The 16,740-nt window shown below is 69.0% G+C and carries 13 protein-coding genes; 8 read left to right on the top strand and 5 right to left on the bottom strand.

From position 1 onward, the window contains the following. Positions 1-61: 61 nt before the first annotated feature. The 3 genes from ACFYTS_RS23080 (at position 62) to ACFYTS_RS23090 (ending at position 3,562) form a co-directional block, all read left to right on the top strand. Entirely contained in the window at positions 62-1,231 is a 1,170-nt protein-coding gene (locus ACFYTS_RS23080) for an acyl-CoA dehydrogenase family protein (RefSeq protein WP_387307062.1), read from the top strand. 9 nt (positions 1,232-1,240) lie between these two features. Then, positions 1,241-2,368, top strand: a complete 1,128-nt coding sequence (locus ACFYTS_RS23085) for an acyl-CoA dehydrogenase family protein (protein WP_357283451.1) — start codon at positions 1,241-1,243, stop codon at positions 2,366-2,368. Positions 2,369-2,488: 120 nt separating this feature from the next. Further along, a complete protein-coding gene (locus ACFYTS_RS23090) occupies positions 2,489-3,562 on the top strand; it encodes a hypothetical protein (protein WP_387307065.1) in 1,074 nt (357 codons plus the stop codon). A 59-nt stretch (positions 3,563-3,621) separates the two neighbouring features. On the opposite strand, the gene ACFYTS_RS23095 is transcribed toward ACFYTS_RS23090, so the two are convergent. Further along, positions 3,622-4,155: a hypothetical protein gene (locus ACFYTS_RS23095; RefSeq protein ID WP_387307067.1), complete on the bottom strand. Its 534-nt coding sequence runs from the start codon at positions 4,153-4,155 to the stop codon at positions 3,622-3,624. A gap of 303 nt (positions 4,156-4,458) precedes the next feature. Between ACFYTS_RS23095 and ACFYTS_RS23100 the strand changes: the two genes are divergently transcribed. Next, positions 4,459-4,707, top strand: coding sequence for a hypothetical protein (locus tag ACFYTS_RS23100; protein WP_357283459.1), 249 nt, complete (start codon positions 4,459-4,461; stop codon positions 4,705-4,707). An 11-nt stretch (positions 4,708-4,718) separates the two neighbouring features. Here the strand turns inward: ACFYTS_RS23100 and ACFYTS_RS23105 are convergent, their stop codons facing one another. From ACFYTS_RS23105 to ACFYTS_RS23120, 4 genes are all read right to left on the bottom strand, one after another. Then, positions 4,719-5,645, bottom strand: coding sequence for a hydroxymethylglutaryl-CoA lyase (locus ACFYTS_RS23105; RefSeq protein ID WP_387307069.1), 927 nt, complete (start codon positions 5,643-5,645; stop codon positions 4,719-4,721). Next, positions 5,642-6,859, bottom strand: a complete 1,218-nt coding sequence (locus tag ACFYTS_RS23110) for a CaiB/BaiF CoA transferase family protein (protein WP_387307071.1) — start codon at positions 6,857-6,859, stop codon at positions 5,642-5,644. The genes ACFYTS_RS23105 and ACFYTS_RS23110 overlap by 4 nt, the downstream gene beginning before the upstream one ends. Positions 6,860-7,256: 397 nt before the next feature. Next, a complete protein-coding gene (locus ACFYTS_RS23115) occupies positions 7,257-8,207 on the bottom strand; it encodes a TauD/TfdA dioxygenase family protein (RefSeq protein WP_379093950.1) in 951 nt (316 codons plus the stop codon). A gap of 127 nt (positions 8,208-8,334) precedes the next feature. Then, the gene (locus ACFYTS_RS23120) at positions 8,335-9,105 is read right to left on the bottom strand and encodes a deoxyribonuclease IV (RefSeq protein WP_387307073.1); all 771 of its coding nucleotides are present in this window, start codon (positions 9,103-9,105) and stop codon (positions 8,335-8,337) included. 320 nt (positions 9,106-9,425) lie between these two features. Here ACFYTS_RS23120 and ACFYTS_RS23125 point away from each other — a divergent pair, with 320 nt between their 5' ends. The 4 genes from ACFYTS_RS23125 (at position 9,426) to ACFYTS_RS23140 (ending at position 16,602) form a co-directional block, all read left to right on the top strand. Next, positions 9,426-11,336: a protein kinase gene (locus tag ACFYTS_RS23125; RefSeq protein ID WP_387307075.1), complete on the top strand. Its 1,911-nt coding sequence runs from the start codon at positions 9,426-9,428 to the stop codon at positions 11,334-11,336. Positions 11,337-11,415: 79 nt separating this feature from the next. Next, complete coding sequence (locus ACFYTS_RS23130) at positions 11,416-13,182, top strand: protein kinase (RefSeq protein ID WP_387307077.1); 1,767 nt, start codon at positions 11,416-11,418, stop codon at positions 13,180-13,182. A 97-nt stretch (positions 13,183-13,279) separates the two neighbouring features. After that, positions 13,280-14,071, top strand: a complete 792-nt coding sequence (locus tag ACFYTS_RS23135) for an ABC transporter ATP-binding protein (RefSeq protein WP_357283477.1) — start codon at positions 13,280-13,282, stop codon at positions 14,069-14,071. Next, positions 14,071-16,602, top strand: a complete 2,532-nt coding sequence (locus ACFYTS_RS23140) for an ABC transporter permease (protein WP_387307079.1) — start codon at positions 14,071-14,073, stop codon at positions 16,600-16,602. Before ACFYTS_RS23135 ends, ACFYTS_RS23140 begins: the two co-directional genes overlap by 1 nt. The last annotated feature ends 138 nt before the right edge of the window (positions 16,603-16,740 follow it).

Raw genomic sequence — 16,740 nt, forward strand, 5'->3', positions numbered from 1 at the left:
AAATGGATCGTTACCGGGGGGTAGGTTTGATGGCGACATCACAGCGAGCTCGGGAGAAGCAATGAAGCTGGCCCTTTCACCCGATGAGGTGACATTCCGGGACGAACTGCGTGAGTTCTACCGGACCAAGATCCCGGCGGAGATCCGTGACCGCGTCAAGTACGGTCTCGAGCTCTCTCGCGATGACATCGTCACCACCCACCGCATCCTCAACGAGAATCACCTGGCCGTGCCCAAGTGGCCGGCGCAATGGGGTGGCCGCGACTTCTCGCCCATGCAGCTGCACATCTGGGAAGACGAGATGCAGCTGGCGTCGGTGCCGGAGCCGCTCACCTTCAACGCCCAGATGATCGGCCCGGTCATCGCCCAGTTCGGCTCCGAGGAGCTCAAGCAGCGCTTCCTGCCGCCGACGGCCAACCTCGACATCTGGTGGTGCCAGGGCTTTTCCGAGCCCGACGCGGGTTCGGACCTGGCCTCGCTGCGCACCACCGCCGTCCGCGACGGCGACTCCTACATCGTCAACGGCCAGAAGATCTGGACCACCCTGGCCCAGTATGCCGACTGGATCTTCTGCCTGGTCCGCACCGACCCGAACGCCAAGAAGCAGGCGGGCATCTCGATGCTGCTCTTCGACGTGAATACCCCGGGCGTCACCATCCGCCCGATCAAGCTGATCGACGGCCACCATGAGGTCAACGAGGTCTTCTTCGAGAACGTCCGGGTCCCGGCCGACCAGCTGGTCGGCGAGGAGAACATGGGCTGGACCTACGCCAAGTTCCTGCTCGGCAACGAGCGCACCGGCATCACCGGCGTGGGCCGTACCAAGGTCAAGCTGGGCGTCGCGAAAGAGCATGCGGCGCAGATCCGTTCGGGCAACGGCACGCTGCTCGAGGATCCGGTCTTCGCCGCGCGGGTGGCCGAGATCGAGAACGAGCTGCTGGCGCTGGAGCTCACCCTGATGCGGGTGATCTCGAATTCCAGTGACGGCAAGCCGAATCCGGCCTCCTCGGTGCTGAAGCTGCGCGGTTCGGAGCTGCAGCAGGCCGCCACCGAACTGCTGCTCGAGATCGCCGGTCCGGACGCGCTGCCGGTGAACGCCGCCGACATCGCCTCGCCGGGCTGGGCGCAGCGCAGCGGCCCCGGGTACCTCAACTACCGCAAGACCACCATCTACGGAGGCTCCAGCGAGGTGCAGCGCACCATCATCGCCTCCACCATCCTCGGATTGTGAGCCGCCGCCATGGATTTCGAACTCACCGATGAACAGGTCATGCTGCGCGATACGGTCCGGGACCTGCTGGGCCGCGCCTACGACCCGGAGACGCGCCTGAAGGTCATCGACACCGAGCTCGGCTGGAACCGCGACGTGTGGCGGCAGCTGGCCGAATTGGGCGTCCTCGGACTGCCTTTCGACGAGGAGGACGGCGGCGTGGGCGCGGGCCCGGTCGAGACCATGGTCGTCATGGAGGAGATCGGCCGCCGCAACGCGCCCGAGCCCTACCTCGACGCCGTGCTGGTCCCCGGCGGGCTGATCGCGCGCGGCGGCACCGCCGAACAGCGGCAGCGCGTGCTGCCCGCGCTCACGGGCGGGGAGACCCTGCTGGCCTTCGCGCACGACGAGCCCGGTGTCCGGTGGCCCGCGGCCGAGTTGTCCACCACCGCGGTGGCAGACGGGGACGGCTACCGGATCACCGGCGTCAAGAACCCGGTGCCGCACGGTGACTGCGCCGATCAGCTGGTGGTCAGCGCCGCCCTGCCCGGAGGAGGAGTGGGGCTGTTCCTGCTCGCCGCCGACGCCGAGGGCGTCACCCGCACCCCGTTCCGCACCTTCGACGGGCGGCGCGGCGCACAGCTCGAATTCGCCTCCGCGGCAGCCGAACCGCTCGGCGAGGGCGGCGACGCGCAGCCGGTGATCGACGCGGTCACGCTGGCGGCGCAGGCGAGCCTGTGCGCGGAATCGCTGGGCGCGATGGAGGAGGCCCTGCGGCTCAGCACCGATTACCTGAAGACGCGCAAGCAGTTCGGGGTCACGCTGTCGAAGTTCCAGACGCTGACCCAGCGGGCCGCGAACATGTACGTCTCGCTGGAACTGGCCCGCTCCATGAGCCTGTACGCGACGGCGGCGGTGGCCGACGGTTCCGCGGACCGGGTCGCGGCGTCGCGGGCCCGGCTGCAGGTCGGGCGCTCGGCCCGGCACATCGGGCAGGAATCGGTCCAGATGCACGGCGGCATCGGCATCACCACCGAATACCCGGTGAGCCATTATGTCGCCCGGCTCACCGCCATCGCCCGCACCCTGGGCGGCGATCTGGAGCACCTGCGGGTGCTCAGCGATCGGGTCGGCGAGTACGGCCTCGTGGAGTTCTGACCCGGAGCCCCCGAACGCACCCCGCTCGAGCCACGAGCGGGGTGCGTTCGTGTTTCGGCCCGGGGTGCGAAGCTGAAATTCAGGTGTCGGCAAACGGATTGGCGGGCGTAGGGTCGGAGCATGGGAGGAGACGCCGTACGGCTGGACGGGAACACCCTGGTGTTGCCCGGTGAGGTGGGGGTGCGGTTCATCCGCACGCTGAGACTGCCCGAGCAGGGGACGCATCCGCTGCCGCCCGGGCTCGGTGAGTTCCCGGTGCGGCGGGTGGCGGACTACGCCGCCTCGGTGCCGCCGGAATGGGCCGAACGTGGTGGCGTCATGCTGCCGATGTATCTGCGCGAGGCCATGTGGCTGTCGTTCTCCGCGAAGGAGCCCGCGGCGCTGCAGATCGGCGTGGGCAAGGTGTGCGCGGTGTCGGGGAAGCCGTGGAGCGCCCGGCTCGATCACGATCCGCAGAACTACGTGGTGCTGCCCAGGCAGCCGTGGCTGGACGGCATCAATTCCGGCAAGGGCACCATCCGGCAATTCGTCGCGGTGCCACTCGGATTGGGCGCGACCGTGGAGGGCCAGGTCACCGGGGAGGAGACCTGGGGCGGGATTCAACTCCAGAACTTCGCGCTCAACGATCTCGAACTGGCCCGCTGGCGCAAGGCCGAGGAGGAGCGCCGCGAGCGAGCCTCGAGGAGGCGCTACCACGAGTCCGGTTACGACTTCATGGCCGGCCCCGGCGCTCTTCCGCCCCCGGCGGCGGCTCCGGCCTACGGCGCGCCGCCCCCCGCCCCGGGTGGTCATCCGGCCGGGGCGCCGCGAGCCACCGCCATGGGGCTGGGGGTCGGCGGCACCATGCGGCAGGAGATCTACAAGGACGAACGGCCGCTGGCGGATTGGTCCACCGAGCGTTCGGGCCGCGTCTTCGTGCACCTGGTGACCCCGCCGGACTGGCGGCGCATCACCGGCGAGGCCGCGCCGCCGTCGCCGGTCGACCGCGCCGCGTACACCGCTGCCGGCCTACCCTGGTTCGACTACTTCGATTCGGACGCAACCGATCTCGCGCCCGCAGATCCGCTCGCGAATGTGGTCCCGGTCGGTGACTGGCTGGGCGACGACCAGGAACCGTGGCAGTCGCCGGCACCCGGTCAGGTGCATCAGCTGGGCGACAAGCAGGGTAAGCCCGTCGAGGACGGCGACTGGTAGAGGCTGGTCGTCCGAGCGTGCTGAATGTCGGAGGCGCGCTGGTCGTCCGAGGTGTCCGACTAGTTGTCGGAGGTGTCCGAAGCCGCGTGGTCCGTGGGCGAGACGCTCGGGGGCTGTGTGGTCTCCGGGCGGGTGGTGACCGGCGCCTCGGTGGTGGTGCGCGGGGATTCCGTTGTGGTCCGGCTGGATTCGGTCGTCACCGGCCGGGTGGTGGTGGTGGTGGTGGGGCGGGCCGGGGTCGAGCGGGTATTGCTCGGGTCGGCCGGATCCTCCGGGGTGCCGGTGACGGTGGAGATGGGAGCGCGCCGCGACGGCTGGTCGGCGGCCACACGCCAGGTCGGGGATGGCGGGATGACGATCGCCGGGGTGGCGGAGGCGCCGCTCTTGGCCGAAGTCACCGGGGCCGCTTGCAGATCCGCGTTGAGCGGCGGCGGCGCGACATAGGTGTCGGTGTGGCCGAGACCGCACGCGCCGAGCAGGATGAGCCCCGCCGAGACCGTGCCGACCGCGGCCGCGGCGTACACCACGGGCTTGGGCAGGCGACGCCACGGGGTGACCGCGTGGTCGTCCGCGCGGGCGTTGCTGCCGTCCATGGGTGGCACTCCTGATTCGTATCGAGTGGGCTCACCCTAACGGAGGCGATGGGCATCGGCCAGGCGGGTGGTCGGTTCGATCGGAGGACCCACTCTGCGCATTTCCGGGTCCCCGAAATTATCTCAAACAGCAGTGATTCAGATATCGAATTAGTAAACTCGGCGCGTTTTGCATACGTGTCGCATGGACTTCCCGTTGCCGGTCCGTAATGTGTGTCCAAAGTTACACAAGAGACGCTCGAAATTAGCCGAGGGGCGCGCCGAAGATTCGCGAACCCGGCGGGCGTCACCGAGGAGTGGATGATGGGTGCATTCTCGATATCTCCGCTGCGCGCGTCGGCGCGCTCCGGAGAGCCTGCGGCCCCTCCGACGCCGCGGGTGCCGGCGCTCCTGGCTCGCATCGCCGCCTGGCTGTTCTTTCTGGGCGGTCTCACCGGTGCGATTCTCGGTATTGCGGGACTGCGGGTGGAGATCACCGTCGCGGGTTTGATCCTGGCCTGTACCGCGGGTCTTATTCTGCTCAAGATTCGCGCAGACGCGCACGAGAGCTAATTTCTAGCGAATCAATTCCGATTGGTAATTGTCCACTCGAATGCCGTGGCTTCCGAGTTCGCGCCTTCGATGGTCCGGGATCGATTCGGTTCGCCGAGTTCTTTCAGCAAATTCTCGGAAATGCACACCAAATCCGACAATGCGGACGGTGTGAACCATTCCGGCCGGGTCGCGAACAACAGATCCTCGCTCGAGGTGTTCCCGGAGGCGCCCGGCGCGAACGGGCAGCCGCCCAGCCCGCCCAGCGAACCGTCCACGACGCCCGCGCCCGCGGCCAGCGCCGCCAGCGAATTGGCCACCCCCATACCCCAGGTGTCGTGCCCGTGGAAGACGATGCGGTGCTCCGGAGTTCCCCAGCGTCCGGTCGCGGCCACCGAAGCCACCAGTGCGCCAACCTGACCCGGATGCGCTTGCCCGAGGGTATCGGCGATCACGATGTCCGCGGCGCCCTCCGCGCGCGGATCGGCCGCGATGGCCAGCACCCGCGCGGGATCCACCGGCCCGTCGAACGGACAGGTGAAAGCCGTTGCCAGGCAGAGCTGGATGCGCCCGCCCGCCTCGTGCGCGTACCGCACCGCCTCCGGCATGGCGGCCAGACTGTCCTCGGTGGTGCGGCCGATATTGGCCTTGTTGTGCGCGTCCGACACCGAGAAGCAGTACTGGAAGTTGCGCACCCCGGCCTCGGCGGCCTTGGCGACATGCCGCGGCGTGGCCACCCACACCCAGCAGCGCTCCAGCTCCTCGGATGTCAGCCGCTCGACCAGTTCGAGGGTATTGGCCATGGGCGGCACCAGATCCGGGCGCGCCATGGAACCGATCTCCAGCTCCGGCACGCCCGCGGCCAGCAGCTGCCGGGCGATCTGGACCTTGCGCTCGGTGGGCAGCACCTTCCCGGTGAGCTGCAGTCCGTCGCGCAGTGTGACATCGCGCAGGGTCATGGCTTCGCCTCCAGGGCATCGATCTCGGCGTCGGTCAGGCCGAGCAGCTCGGACAGCACCTCGCGGGTGTGCTCGCCGAGGTCCGGGCCGACAGTGCGGATGGGCAGCGATTGCCCGCCGATCACGGGGACGATGCCGGGGAAACCGACTTCCTTGGGCTCCGGCTCGCCCACGTCCACCGGGAAGGGCTGGATCATATTGCGCGCCTTGTACTGCTCGTCGGCGACGATGTCGGCGGCGGTGTAGATGGGCCCGCACGGGATGGCGGCCGCCTCCAGCACCTTCAGCGCTTCCTCGCGGGTGCGCAGGCGCGTCCATTCGGCGATCGAGGCGTCGAGCCGATCGCGGTTGCGCCAGCGTCCCGCGTTGTCCTGCAACTCCGGGTCGGCGGCCAGGTCGGGGCGATCGATGACCTGCATGTAGCGCTGGAAGATGGCATCGCCGTTGCCGCCGATGATGATGCTGTAGCCGTCGCTGGTCGGATACGCGTTGCTCGGCGCGATGCCCTCCATCCGCCCGCCGACTCGCTCCCGATTGATGCCGTAGGCCAGATAGTCGGGCACCAGCGATTCCATCACCGAAAGGATGGACTCGTTCAACGCCACGTCGATGACGCGCTGCTCCAACGGAACCCGCTGCACCCGTTCCCGCTGGAACAAGGCCATGACGGTGCCGAAGGCGGCGTAGATGCCCGCGATGGAATCGCCGATGGACACGCCGACCCGCACCGGCGGCCGATCGGGATCGCCCACGAGTTCACGCAGCCCGCCGACCGCCTCGGCCACCGCCGCGAAGCCCGGCCGCTGCGACAGCGGCCCGGTCTGCCCGTAGGCGGAGATCCGCGTGATCACCAGATCCGGGTTCGCCGCGTTCAGCACCTCGGGCCCGAGACCCCACTTCTCGAGCATCCCCGGCCGGAAGTTCTCCAGCAGCACATCGCATCGTTTGATCAGGTCGAGCACGATCCCGCGCCCCGCCTCGGTCCGCAGATCCAGCGTGATCGACTTCTTGTTCCGGTTGACCGTCCGGTACAGCATCGACGTATCCCCGCCGTATAGCCGCCAATTCCGCAGCTCGTCACCGGTTTCCGGCCGCTCGACCTTGATCACCTCGGCCCCGAAGTCACCGAGTATCCGCCCGGCCGTCGGCGCGGCCACGTAATTACCCAACTCCAGAACCCGAACCCCGTGGAGCGGCCGAATCTCTGTGTCCAATTTGCCCTCCGCTTCGCTACGGGCGGGTTCGCGGCCCTGGAGGTCTCGTTCTTCCCTCCCTGCGCTCCTCCGCTTCCCTCCCTGCGCTCCTCCGCTTCGCTCCCCCGCTCCGCTCAGTCCAGAACGAGACGGGCCGCGAACCATTATGGTGCAGCGCACAGTGTGCGAGGCGACGGGTTCCCCCGATGCGTGCGGGTCGGAGAACCACCGGGCGAACGAAAAGGCCGGTGCGACGACGAGAGAGGGTCGGGTCGTCGCACCGGCCTGGCCATGGGGCGCGGGGTGTACGTGTGGCACGCGACCCATGGCATCGAGTCGTGTCGGTCCACGGGACGGGCGGAACGGGGTGAGTGGCAGCACCCGGCAGGGCCCGAATCGCGGTGCTCCGCGCCGGGTTTCAGGCGGCGCGGGGCGTGACCTCCTCGATGATCGAGTAGTGCTCGGCGTTGCCGGTGATGATGGTGCTGGGGTCGCCGTGGACGTCGACGGGGACGTCGCCCGCGAGGGTGATGCGGGTGAGGCGGCGGGGCTGGCCGTCGTAGTCGTCGATGGCGTAGTGCTGGGTGGCGCGGTTGTCCCAGATCGCGACATCGCCCAGCTGCCAGTTCCAGCGGGTGGTGTTCTCCAGGCGGGTGACGCGGTTCTGGAGGAGCTGGAACAGGGCCTGGGATTCGGCGGCGGAGAAGCCGACGAAGTTCTTCACGAAGTGGCCGAGCAGCAGGGCGCGTTCCCCGGTCACCGGGTGCACGCGCACCACCGGGTGCTCGGTCTCGTAGTAGCTGGACTCGAATTCCTCGCGATAGGCCTTGATATTGGCGGTCACCTCCGCGTTCTCGCCGCGCGCCACCTCGGTCCGGTCGGCGGCGTAGTCATAGGCGTTGGTGTGGCGGGCCCGCAGGTTCTCCACGAACACCTTGAGCGGCGCGGGCAGCGAGTCGTAGGCGGCCACGGTGGAGGCCCAGGTGGTGGAGCCGCCGTAGGACGGCAGGTGCACCGCGCGCAGGATGGACGCCTTCGGCACCCGGTCCACGAAGGTGACATCGGTGTGCCAGCTGTTGGCGCGGCCGTACTCGGAGTCGATGGGCAGGGTCTTGACGCCCTTGGAGGTGACGGTCGGGTGCGGGGTGGTGGGCGCGCCCAGCAGCTGCGCGAACTCGTACTGCCCGTCCTCGGTCAGGTGCTCCTGGCCGCGGAAGAAGATCACCTTGTGCTTGTGCAGCGCGTCCTGGATGGCCTGCACGGTCACCGAATCCAGGTCGCCGCTGAGCCGGACGCCGTCGATGCGCGCGCCGATCCTGCTGCCCAGCTGCACGACCGTGGGGGTGGAAGTTGCGTAATCGACGGACATGCCATGCCTTTCGCCCGGTGGAGTCCGGCCCGGATTCGAGCCATGATCAGGACACCATCGGGTGCGCCGCCGAAACAGGTTCAGGATCAGCGGGATCGAAAGGACGCCCGGCGGGCGCCGCGGGCGCTCACCCCAGGTGTTCGCGCAGATACTTCAGATCGTCGGCCACGCCGTCGGCGGGGGTTTCCAGAATCACCGGCGCGCCCGCGGTGCGGCACACCTCCGCCAGCAACTGCGGATCGATGGTGCCGTCGGCGAAATTGGCGTGCCGGTCCGCGCCCGAGTCGAAGGCGTCGCGCGAGGAGTTCAGGTGCACCAGGTCGATGCGCCCGGTGATGGCCTTGATCCGCTCCACGATCCCGACCAGTTCCTCACCGCCCGCCCAGGCGTGGCAGGTGTCCAGGCAGAACCCGGCCCCGTACTCGCCGACCGCGTCCCACAGCCGCCCGATATCGTCGAAGTACCGTGCCATGGCGTGATTCCCGCCGGCGGTGTTCTCGATCAGGATCGGCACCGGGAACCCGCCCTTGTCGGCCTGGCGTTCGAACAGCTTGCGCCAGTTGGCGAATCCCTCGACCTTCTCCTCGTCGGAGCGGACGTGCCCGCCGTGCACCACCAGGCCGAACGCTCCCAGGTCGGCCGCGGCCTTGGCCTGCTGCGCCACCGCGCTGCGTGAGGGCATGCGCAGCCGGTTGTTCAGGCTGGCCACGTTGATCTGATACGACGAGTGCACCACCACGTCGATGTCGCTGGCCGTGATCTGCTCGGCCAACGGGTGGGGTTTGGGTTTGTCCCAGCTCTGCGGATCCACCACGAACATCTGGATGACATCGGCCCCGAGCTGCTCGCCGAAGCCGATCGGGTCGCTGTCCGTCCGGACGTGAGCTCCAATGCGCATACGCCCAGCGTATCCCCGACCCCCGACAGCCCAGGGCGGGTCCGACCGGGACGACAAGCAAACGTTGAGTGTTGCGTTAGCGAGTCGTGCGTAGATAGTTCGGTAGGAATTCCGAAGCCCGGCCGATCAGAGGAGGTGAATACCGTTGCAGGCGAACGCTGCAGGTTCGCGCGGCGCGCCCGGCCCGGCGCGAGGCGCGGGTCGGATCGGCTACAGTTTCGGTGTTTTCCGGATCGGCCCGTTAACGATCACGCCGATCGTCTGTGGTACTCCGCACGCTGGTGGGTCCCGGCGCGTGGAGTGGGAAGTGGGAGATCGTCATGCTGTCCGAAGGTGACGTTTTTGCTGAGTATGTCATCGAGCGGCAGCTCGGCCGGGGTGGCATGGGTTCGGTGTACCTGGCCAAACACCCGCGGCTGCCCCGTCTGACGGCGCTCAAGCTGCTGAATCGGGAGATGGTCTTCGACAAGGAGGTCCGGGCCCGCTTCGAACGCGAGGCCGACCTGGTCGCCCAGCTGGACCACCACAACATCGTCACCGTCTACGACCGCGGGCTCGAGGACGGCCAGCTGTGGATCTCCATGCAGTACATCGACGGCATCGACGCCGCCAGCGTGAATCCGCAGACCCTGCCGCCCGAGCGGGCCGTGCAGATCGTCGCCGAGATGGCCGACGCCCTGGACTACGCGCACCGCAACGAGGTGCTGCACCGGGACGTGAAGCCGGCCAATATCCTGCTGGCCCGCTCCACCGGCGGTAAGGGCGAGCGGGTGTACCTGACCGACTTCGGCATCGCCCGCCTTCGCGACGACAGCGGTCATCTCACCCAGACCGGGACGTTCACCGCGACCCTCGCCTACGCCTCGCCGGAACAGCTGACCGGATCCGCGCTGGACGGCCGATCCGACCAGTACTCGCTGGCGTGCACGCTGTTCTGGCTGTTCACCGGGTCCGGGCCGTTCTCGGCGACCAACCCGGCCGCGGTCATCCAGGGGCATCTGCAGAATCCGCCGCCGCCGCTGAGCAGCGCGCGGGCCGGACTGCCGCCGAGCCTTGACCTGGTGATCGCCAAGGCCATGGCCAAGCGCCCCGAGGACCGCTTCGCCAGTTGCAGCGACTTCGCGGCGGCCGCGCGCAGTGCGCTCGCGAATCCGAGCGCGCCCGCCATCCCGCTGGTCAACCGGACCGCGCCGCCCATGCCGGTCATGCCCTACACCGGGGGACCGGCCCCGGTCGCGCCGCTCACCGGCGGCGGCATGCAGACCGGGATGCCCATGTACACCGGCGGCGCGATGCCGACCGGCGCGCCGATGCAGACCGGTGGGCCCATGCCGACCGGCAATCCGCTGACCGGCGGCGCGCACCATACCGGGATGCCGGTCACCGGTGGCCCCATGCAGACCGCGCGCCCGCAGACCACGCCGCCGACCCCGGCCGTGCCGTATCCGGCTCCGACACAGGTCAATCCGGTCAATCCGGTCCCGCCGAAGCCGGTGACCGGCAGCTACACCGGCCACGGCACCAACCAGTACACGCAGCCCCCGGCCTACGGCTACTCGGGCCCCGGCCAGCAGCAGCGGCCGCCGATCGCCGGGCCGATGCCGCCCAAGAAGTCCAATGCCGGGCTCATCATCGGCATCGTGGCCGCGGCCGTGGTGCTGCTGATCGTCATGGTCGTGGTGCTGGCCGCGATCGGCAGTAAGGCGGGCGATGACAAGATGGGGTCGCCGACCATCTCGGCCACCACGTCGCCGGGGGGCGCGCCCAAGAGCGACAAGTCGATCGACTGGTCGGCCGCGGCCAAGGAGTTCCCGAAGCTGTTGCCCGCCACCAAGACCGGCGGCAAGGGCCTCAATGGCGCGACCTGCTGGGTGGCCGACTCCCCGGTCTCCTCCGACGCCACCGACGGCACCCCCGACTTCGGCGACTGGAAGGTGCAGTGGCGCTGCTACGGCGGCAGCGACAACAAGGACCCCTTCTACCGCATCTTCGCCTACTCCTCGTCGGCCGCCGCACAATCGGTGGTGAAGGGCCTGACCGCCGACACCACCACCCAGGACACCAACGGCGGCAAGACCTACACCAACTACCAGATGACCGACGACAGCCACCCGCGCATGGTGACCGCCTTCACCGACTCCGGCCGTACCCAGTACCTGATGTACACCGACGGCCTGGTCGGCAGCATCGACGACGTCGTCACGTGGTGGAAGAGCGCCCCCATCAACTGACCTGACCTGGGCGGATGACAGCCCCCGCGCGGGGCACGTAGGGTCGCGGACCGAAGCAGAGTCGGTCGGAAGGGTTCTTGTGCTGCGCAGCGGGGAGTTGTTCGCCGGGTACGAGATCGAACGCGAGCTCGGGCGTGGCGGCATGGGGGCGGTCTATCTGGCCCGGCATCCGCGCCTGCCTCGGCTGATCGCGCTCAAGCTACTGGGCCGGGAGCTGTTCGGCGATGCCGAGATCCGGGGCCGCTTCGAGCGGGAGGGCGATCTGATCGCCCGGCTCGATCACCCGAACATTGTGCCGATCTACGACCGGGGCATCGACGACGCGCAGCCGTGGATCGCCATGCGCTACGTCGACGGGCCCGACGCGTCGCAGTTGGAGGCGGCGAATCTGCCGCCGCGCGAGGCGATCCGGATCATCGCCGAGACCGCGCGGGCGCTGGACTTCGCGCACAAGCGCGGTGTGCTGCACCGGGATGTCAAGCCCGCCAACATCCTGCTGGAGCGGGCCGACGGCGAGGAGCGGGTCTTCCTCGCCGACTTCGGTATCGCGCGCCTGCGCGACGACGCGAGCAAACTCACCCAGACCGGCTCGTTCACCGCGACGCTGACCTACGCCTCGCCCGAACAGCTCTCGGGTCAGCCGCTCGATCCGCGGTCGGACCAGTATTCGCTGGCCTGCACCCTGTTCCGGCTGCTGACCGGGAACGTGCCGTTCGACGCCGAACATCCGGTCGGCATCATCCACGGTCACCTGAACCAGGCGCCGCCGCCGGTGAGCGCGCTGCGGCCCGGGCTGCCCGCGGCCCTGGACGCCGTCCTGGCCCGGGCCCTCGCGAAACACCCTGAGGGGCGGTTCGATTCGTGCGGCGAATTCGCCGCCGCGGCGCAGGACGCGCTGGAGAATCCGGCGGGTGCGACGCAGTTCCTCGCGCCCGCGCCGCTCGGGCACAGCGGGCCGCCGAGACAATCCGGCCCGGCCCCCACGGCGGTGCTGAACGCCCCGGCGGGCGTCGATCCGAATTCCGTTCCGGGAGCACGCCGGACGATGCAGTACACCGCGGTGGCTCCGGTGACCACGCCCCCGCGCCCGCTGCCGCCGACCCCACCCGCGCCCCGCAAGAAGCGGTCCACGCTGCGCGGCTGCCTGATCGGCGCGGCCGCGATCGTGGTGCTGCCGCTGGTGGGCATCGCGGGCTGCCTGGCCGTACTCGACCGGGCCGCGACCTCGAACACCCCCTCGACCACCACCACCGCCGAGCCGGCTCCGAGCACCGAGGAGGTGCCCGCGCCGACCGAGACCACCGAGCCCGCCGGGATCCCCGAGCACTCGGGCACGGACGCCCAGCTGATCAGCCAGCGGTTCCCGCAGATGCTGCCGCCGGCCGACCCGGCCGCCGATACCAACTCCGGCATCGGCTACCAGGGCGCGGCCTGCACCACCTATCCGCGGTCCGCGCCGCCGCCCGAGACCGGATCCGGCGATCCGGACCTGGGCGAGTGGGTGGTGGCGTGGAACTGCGCGGGCGGTGTCGGCCACCCGGCCTACCGGTTCGTCATGTACCGCTCGGCCGCCGACGCCGAGGCGGCGGTCGCCGCGCTGCCGGGCTACACCCGTTCCGACGTCAAGGTCCACGGCAACGTGTACACGAACTATCGGATCAATGACAGCGCGTTGCTGCGCCCGCGCCTGGTGACCGAGTTCCACGCTCAGGATGGCAAGAAGGACGGAAAGAAGGACGGCAAGCACGCCGGGGACGGTCAGCACGTCTTCCTCATGTACAGCACCGGTTTCCTCGCCACCGATGACCAGTTGCTGGACTGGTGGCGGGCCGCCCCCATCAATTGAGGCCCCGACCCGGCCGTTTGTGTGGACTTCGTGAAGACACGGCCATCAGGGACATCCCGGATGGCATCCGCCCGCGAAGCTAGACACACTGGACTGCATGACTTCGAACGTCTCCGAATCCGTCACTCTCGACACAGGCACCGACACGGTCGCTGCTCGCGCGACCGACCTGGTGAAGGTCTACGGCTCCGGCGATACACAGGTCCGCGCGCTCGCCGGGGTCACGGCCGAGTTCGCGAAGGGGGAGTTCACCGCGATCATGGGCCCGTCGGGCTCCGGGAAGTCGACGCTCATGCACTGCCTTGCGGGGCTCGACGCGGCCACCACGGGCACGGTCCACATCGGTGACACCGATCTGACCCGGCTCTCGGACAAGCAGATGACGAACCTGCGCCGCGACCGGATCGGCTTCGTGTTCCAGGCGTTCAACCTGGTCCCCACCCTGACCGCGCTGGAGAACATCACGCTGCCGCTCGACATCGCGGGCCGCAAGCCCGACGAGGAGTGGCTCTCCACGGTGACCAAGCGGCTCGGCCTGAACGACCGCCTGACGCACCGGCCCGCGGAACTGTCCGGCGGCCAGCAGCAGCGCGTGGCCTGCGCTCGCGCGCTGGCCGGGAAGCCGGACATCATCTTCGGCGACGAGCCGACCGGCAACCTGGACTCGCACTCCTCCGGTGAGGTGCTGTCCATTCTGCGCGCCGCGGTCGACGAGTTCGGGCAGACCGTGGTGATCGTGACCCACGATCCGCGCGCGGCCTCGCACGCCGACCGGGTGGTGTTCCTCGCCGACGGCCAGATCGTGGACGAGCTGCGCGAGCCCACCGCGGATTCCATTCTGGACAAGATGAAGTCGCTGGAGACGACGGCCGGGGAGGACGAACTCTGATGGCCGGCTCCCCGATGCGCAAGGTCGCCTTGCGCAATCTCGCCGCGCACAAGGTGCGGCTGGTGCTGACCCTGCTGTCGGTGGTGCTCGGCACCGCCTTCATCTCCGGGTCGTTCATCTTCACTGACACCCTGCAGAGCACCTTCGACGGCATCTTCGCCAATCAGGCCAAGGGCGTGGACGTGCGGGTGCAGCCCAAGGGGCAGCAGTCGCTCGGCGTGCCGGACGATGTGGTGACCCAGATTTCCCGGATGGACGGGGTGCGGACCGTCGCGCCGAGCGTCAACGGGCCCGTGGTCCTGTTGAAGGACGGGCACGCCGTACAGACCGGCGGCGCACCGGCTTTCGGGCAGTCGTATCTGCCGCCGGAGAAGTCGGTGGCCGAGCCGGAGAAGTACGTCGACGGCGTTCCGCCCACCAAGCCGGGTGAGATCTCCATCAACAACGGCGGCGCGGATCGGGCCGGTTTGAAGGTCGGCGATCGCACCCAGGTACTGGTGCCGTCCAAGGGCAATGTCGATGTGACCGTGTCCGGCATCTACGAGATCGACGGCTCCTCCAATACCGGTGGCTTCGTGCAGCTGCTGTTCGAGGACACGCAGGCGCGTCAGCTGTTCACCGACGGGAAGCACGTGGCGTGGGTGGACGTCGCGGCGCGGCCCGGCGTGCAGGCCGACGATCTGCGCGACGAGATCAAGGCGGCCCTGCCCGAGTACAAGGTGCAGAACGCCGACCAAGTGCGGGAGGACTTCAAGGCGCAGCTGGGCAACGCGCTGAAGTTCATCAACTACTTCCTGCTGGCGTTCGGGTCCATCGCGCTGCTGGTGGGCACGTTCATCATCTACAACACCTTCTCCATGCTGGTGGCGCAGCGGCTGCGGGAGCTGGCGCTGCTGCGGGCGGTCGGCGCGAGCCGGCAGCAGATCGCGCGGTCGGTGGTGGGGGAGTCGCTGATCGTCGGATTGATCGGCAGCGCACTGGGTCTGGCCGCCGGCGTCGGGCTGGCGTTCGGATTGTCCGGACTGCTCAACGCGTTCAAGCTGGGTCTGCCCACCGGGACCATGTCGCTGGAAACGCGGACCGTGGTGGTGGCGATCGTGGTCGGCGCCGTCGTGACGGTGCTCAGCGCGTACGCTCCGGCGCGGCGGGCGGCGAAGGTGCCGCCGGTGGAGGCCATGCGGTCGGAGTCCAATTCGTCTGGAGAGTCGTTGCGGCTGCGGACCATTGTCGGCGCGGTGCTGGCGGTGGCCGGTGTGGTGCTGGTGGTACTGGGCGCGCGCGGTACCGGCGGGACGGCCGCCTCGGTGGTCGGGATCGGCGCGGCCGCACTGATTCTCGCGGTGCTGTTCGCCTCGCCCGCCCTGTCGCGGCCGGTGGTGTCGGCGCTCGGGGTGCTGACCCGGCCGTTCGGCCCGGTTGGACGGATGGCGCGCAACAACGCGATTCGCAATCCGCGGCGCACCGCGGCGACCGCGTTCGCGTTGACGCTGGGCCTGATGCTGGTGTCCGCCATCGGCATGCTGGGGTCCTCGGCCAAGGCCAGCATCAGCGAACTGGTCGACCACGGCGTGAAGGCCGACTACATGCTGGCGGGCCCGCCCGGCGGCCTGATCGGCGTCCCGCTCGCCGCCACCGCCACCGTCGCCCAGGTGCCGCAGGTCAAGGATGTGGTGGCCTTCCACGGGGTCGCGCTGAAGGTTGACGGCAAGCAGGTGCTGGGCACGGCGCCCGAGGGCCAGATGACCAAGGTGCTCGACTACACCATGCGGGAAGGCACCGACCAGCTCGGCGCCGACGACATCATGGTCTCGGAAACCTTTGCGGCCGACCACGGCTGGCGGGTCGGCGACACCGTCGACATCACCAGCCTGGACTACCGCAAGTTCCCGGTCACCGTGGCGGGCGTCTACAAGGACACCCAGCTGCTGCAGAACCTGGTCACCTCCATGTCCCTGTACGACCGGACCGTGCCGGTCAGCTACCAGAGCAGCTTCCTGGTCCTGGTCGCCGCCCAGCCCGGCGCGGACCTGTCGGCCATGCGCACCGATCTGGAGAAGGCCACCGAGCAGTACGTGATCGTCCAGGTCCAGGACCGCGAGGACTTCAAGGGCGCGCAGGGCAAGCAGATCGACACCCTGCTGGCCATCCTCTACGGACTGCTGGCCCTGGCGGTGGTGATCGCCATCCTCGGCATCGTCAACACCCTGGCCCTGTCGGTGGTGGAACGCCGCCGCGAGATCGGCATGCTCCGCGCGGTCGGCATGCAACGCCCGCAGGTGCGCCGCAGCATCTACCTGGAATCCATGCTGATCGCCATCTTCGGCGCGGTGGTCGGCGTCATCCTCGGCATCGGCCTGGGCATCGGATTCCTCAGCACCCTGAAGGATCTCGGCATCGCGACCATCGCCGTCCCCTGGAGTCAGATCATCCTGATGCTCCTGGCCTCCGGTTTCGTCGGTGTGCTGGCCGCCCTGTGGCCCGCAATCCGAGCCGCCCGCACACCCCCACTGGCCGCCATCGCCGACCTGTAACCGGCTCCGAGCCCCCGGGACGTCATCCCGTCGGTTTCCCCGCCCATGAAAGCGGGGGCCTTCGGAAATGGCAACGTTTCACTAACGTGACTGGCCTGGGGGACGAGAGCCCGGGGTAGGGAGAAAGGGCCGACGCGG

This window comes from Nocardia sp. NPDC004151 (assembly GCF_042874235.1).
In the GTDB taxonomy this organism is placed as follows: domain Bacteria; phylum Actinomycetota; class Actinomycetes; order Mycobacteriales; family Mycobacteriaceae; genus Nocardia.

What these genes read in the sequence shown, in the direction of transcription:
- ACFYTS_RS23095 (WP_387307067.1), bottom strand. Translation starts at nt 4,155, where the DNA reads ATGGACGGCAGCAACGCCCGCGCGGACGACCACGCGGTCACCCCGTGG.
- ACFYTS_RS23120 (WP_387307073.1), bottom strand. Translation starts at nt 9,105, where the DNA reads ATGCGCATTGGAGCTCACGTCCGGACGGACAGCGACCCGATCGGCTTC.
- ACFYTS_RS23125 (WP_387307075.1), top strand. Translation starts at nt 9,426, where the DNA reads ATGCTGTCCGAAGGTGACGTTTTTGCTGAGTATGTCATCGAGCGGCAG.
- ACFYTS_RS23115 (WP_379093950.1), bottom strand. Translation starts at nt 8,207, where the DNA reads ATGTCCGTCGATTACGCAACTTCCACCCCCACGGTCGTGCAGCTGGGC.
- ACFYTS_RS23100 (WP_357283459.1), top strand. Translation starts at nt 4,459, where the DNA reads ATGGGTGCATTCTCGATATCTCCGCTGCGCGCGTCGGCGCGCTCCGGA.
- ACFYTS_RS23085 (WP_357283451.1), top strand. Translation starts at nt 1,241, where the DNA reads ATGGATTTCGAACTCACCGATGAACAGGTCATGCTGCGCGATACGGTC.
- ACFYTS_RS23080 (WP_387307062.1), top strand. Translation starts at nt 62, where the DNA reads ATGAAGCTGGCCCTTTCACCCGATGAGGTGACATTCCGGGACGAACTG.
- ACFYTS_RS23105 (WP_387307069.1), bottom strand. Translation starts at nt 5,645, where the DNA reads ATGACCCTGCGCGATGTCACACTGCGCGACGGACTGCAGCTCACCGGG.
- ACFYTS_RS23135 (WP_357283477.1), top strand. Translation starts at nt 13,280, where the DNA reads ATGACTTCGAACGTCTCCGAATCCGTCACTCTCGACACAGGCACCGAC.
- ACFYTS_RS23140 (WP_387307079.1), top strand. Translation starts at nt 14,071, where the DNA reads ATGGCCGGCTCCCCGATGCGCAAGGTCGCCTTGCGCAATCTCGCCGCG.
- ACFYTS_RS23090 (WP_387307065.1), top strand. Translation starts at nt 2,489, where the DNA reads ATGGGAGGAGACGCCGTACGGCTGGACGGGAACACCCTGGTGTTGCCC.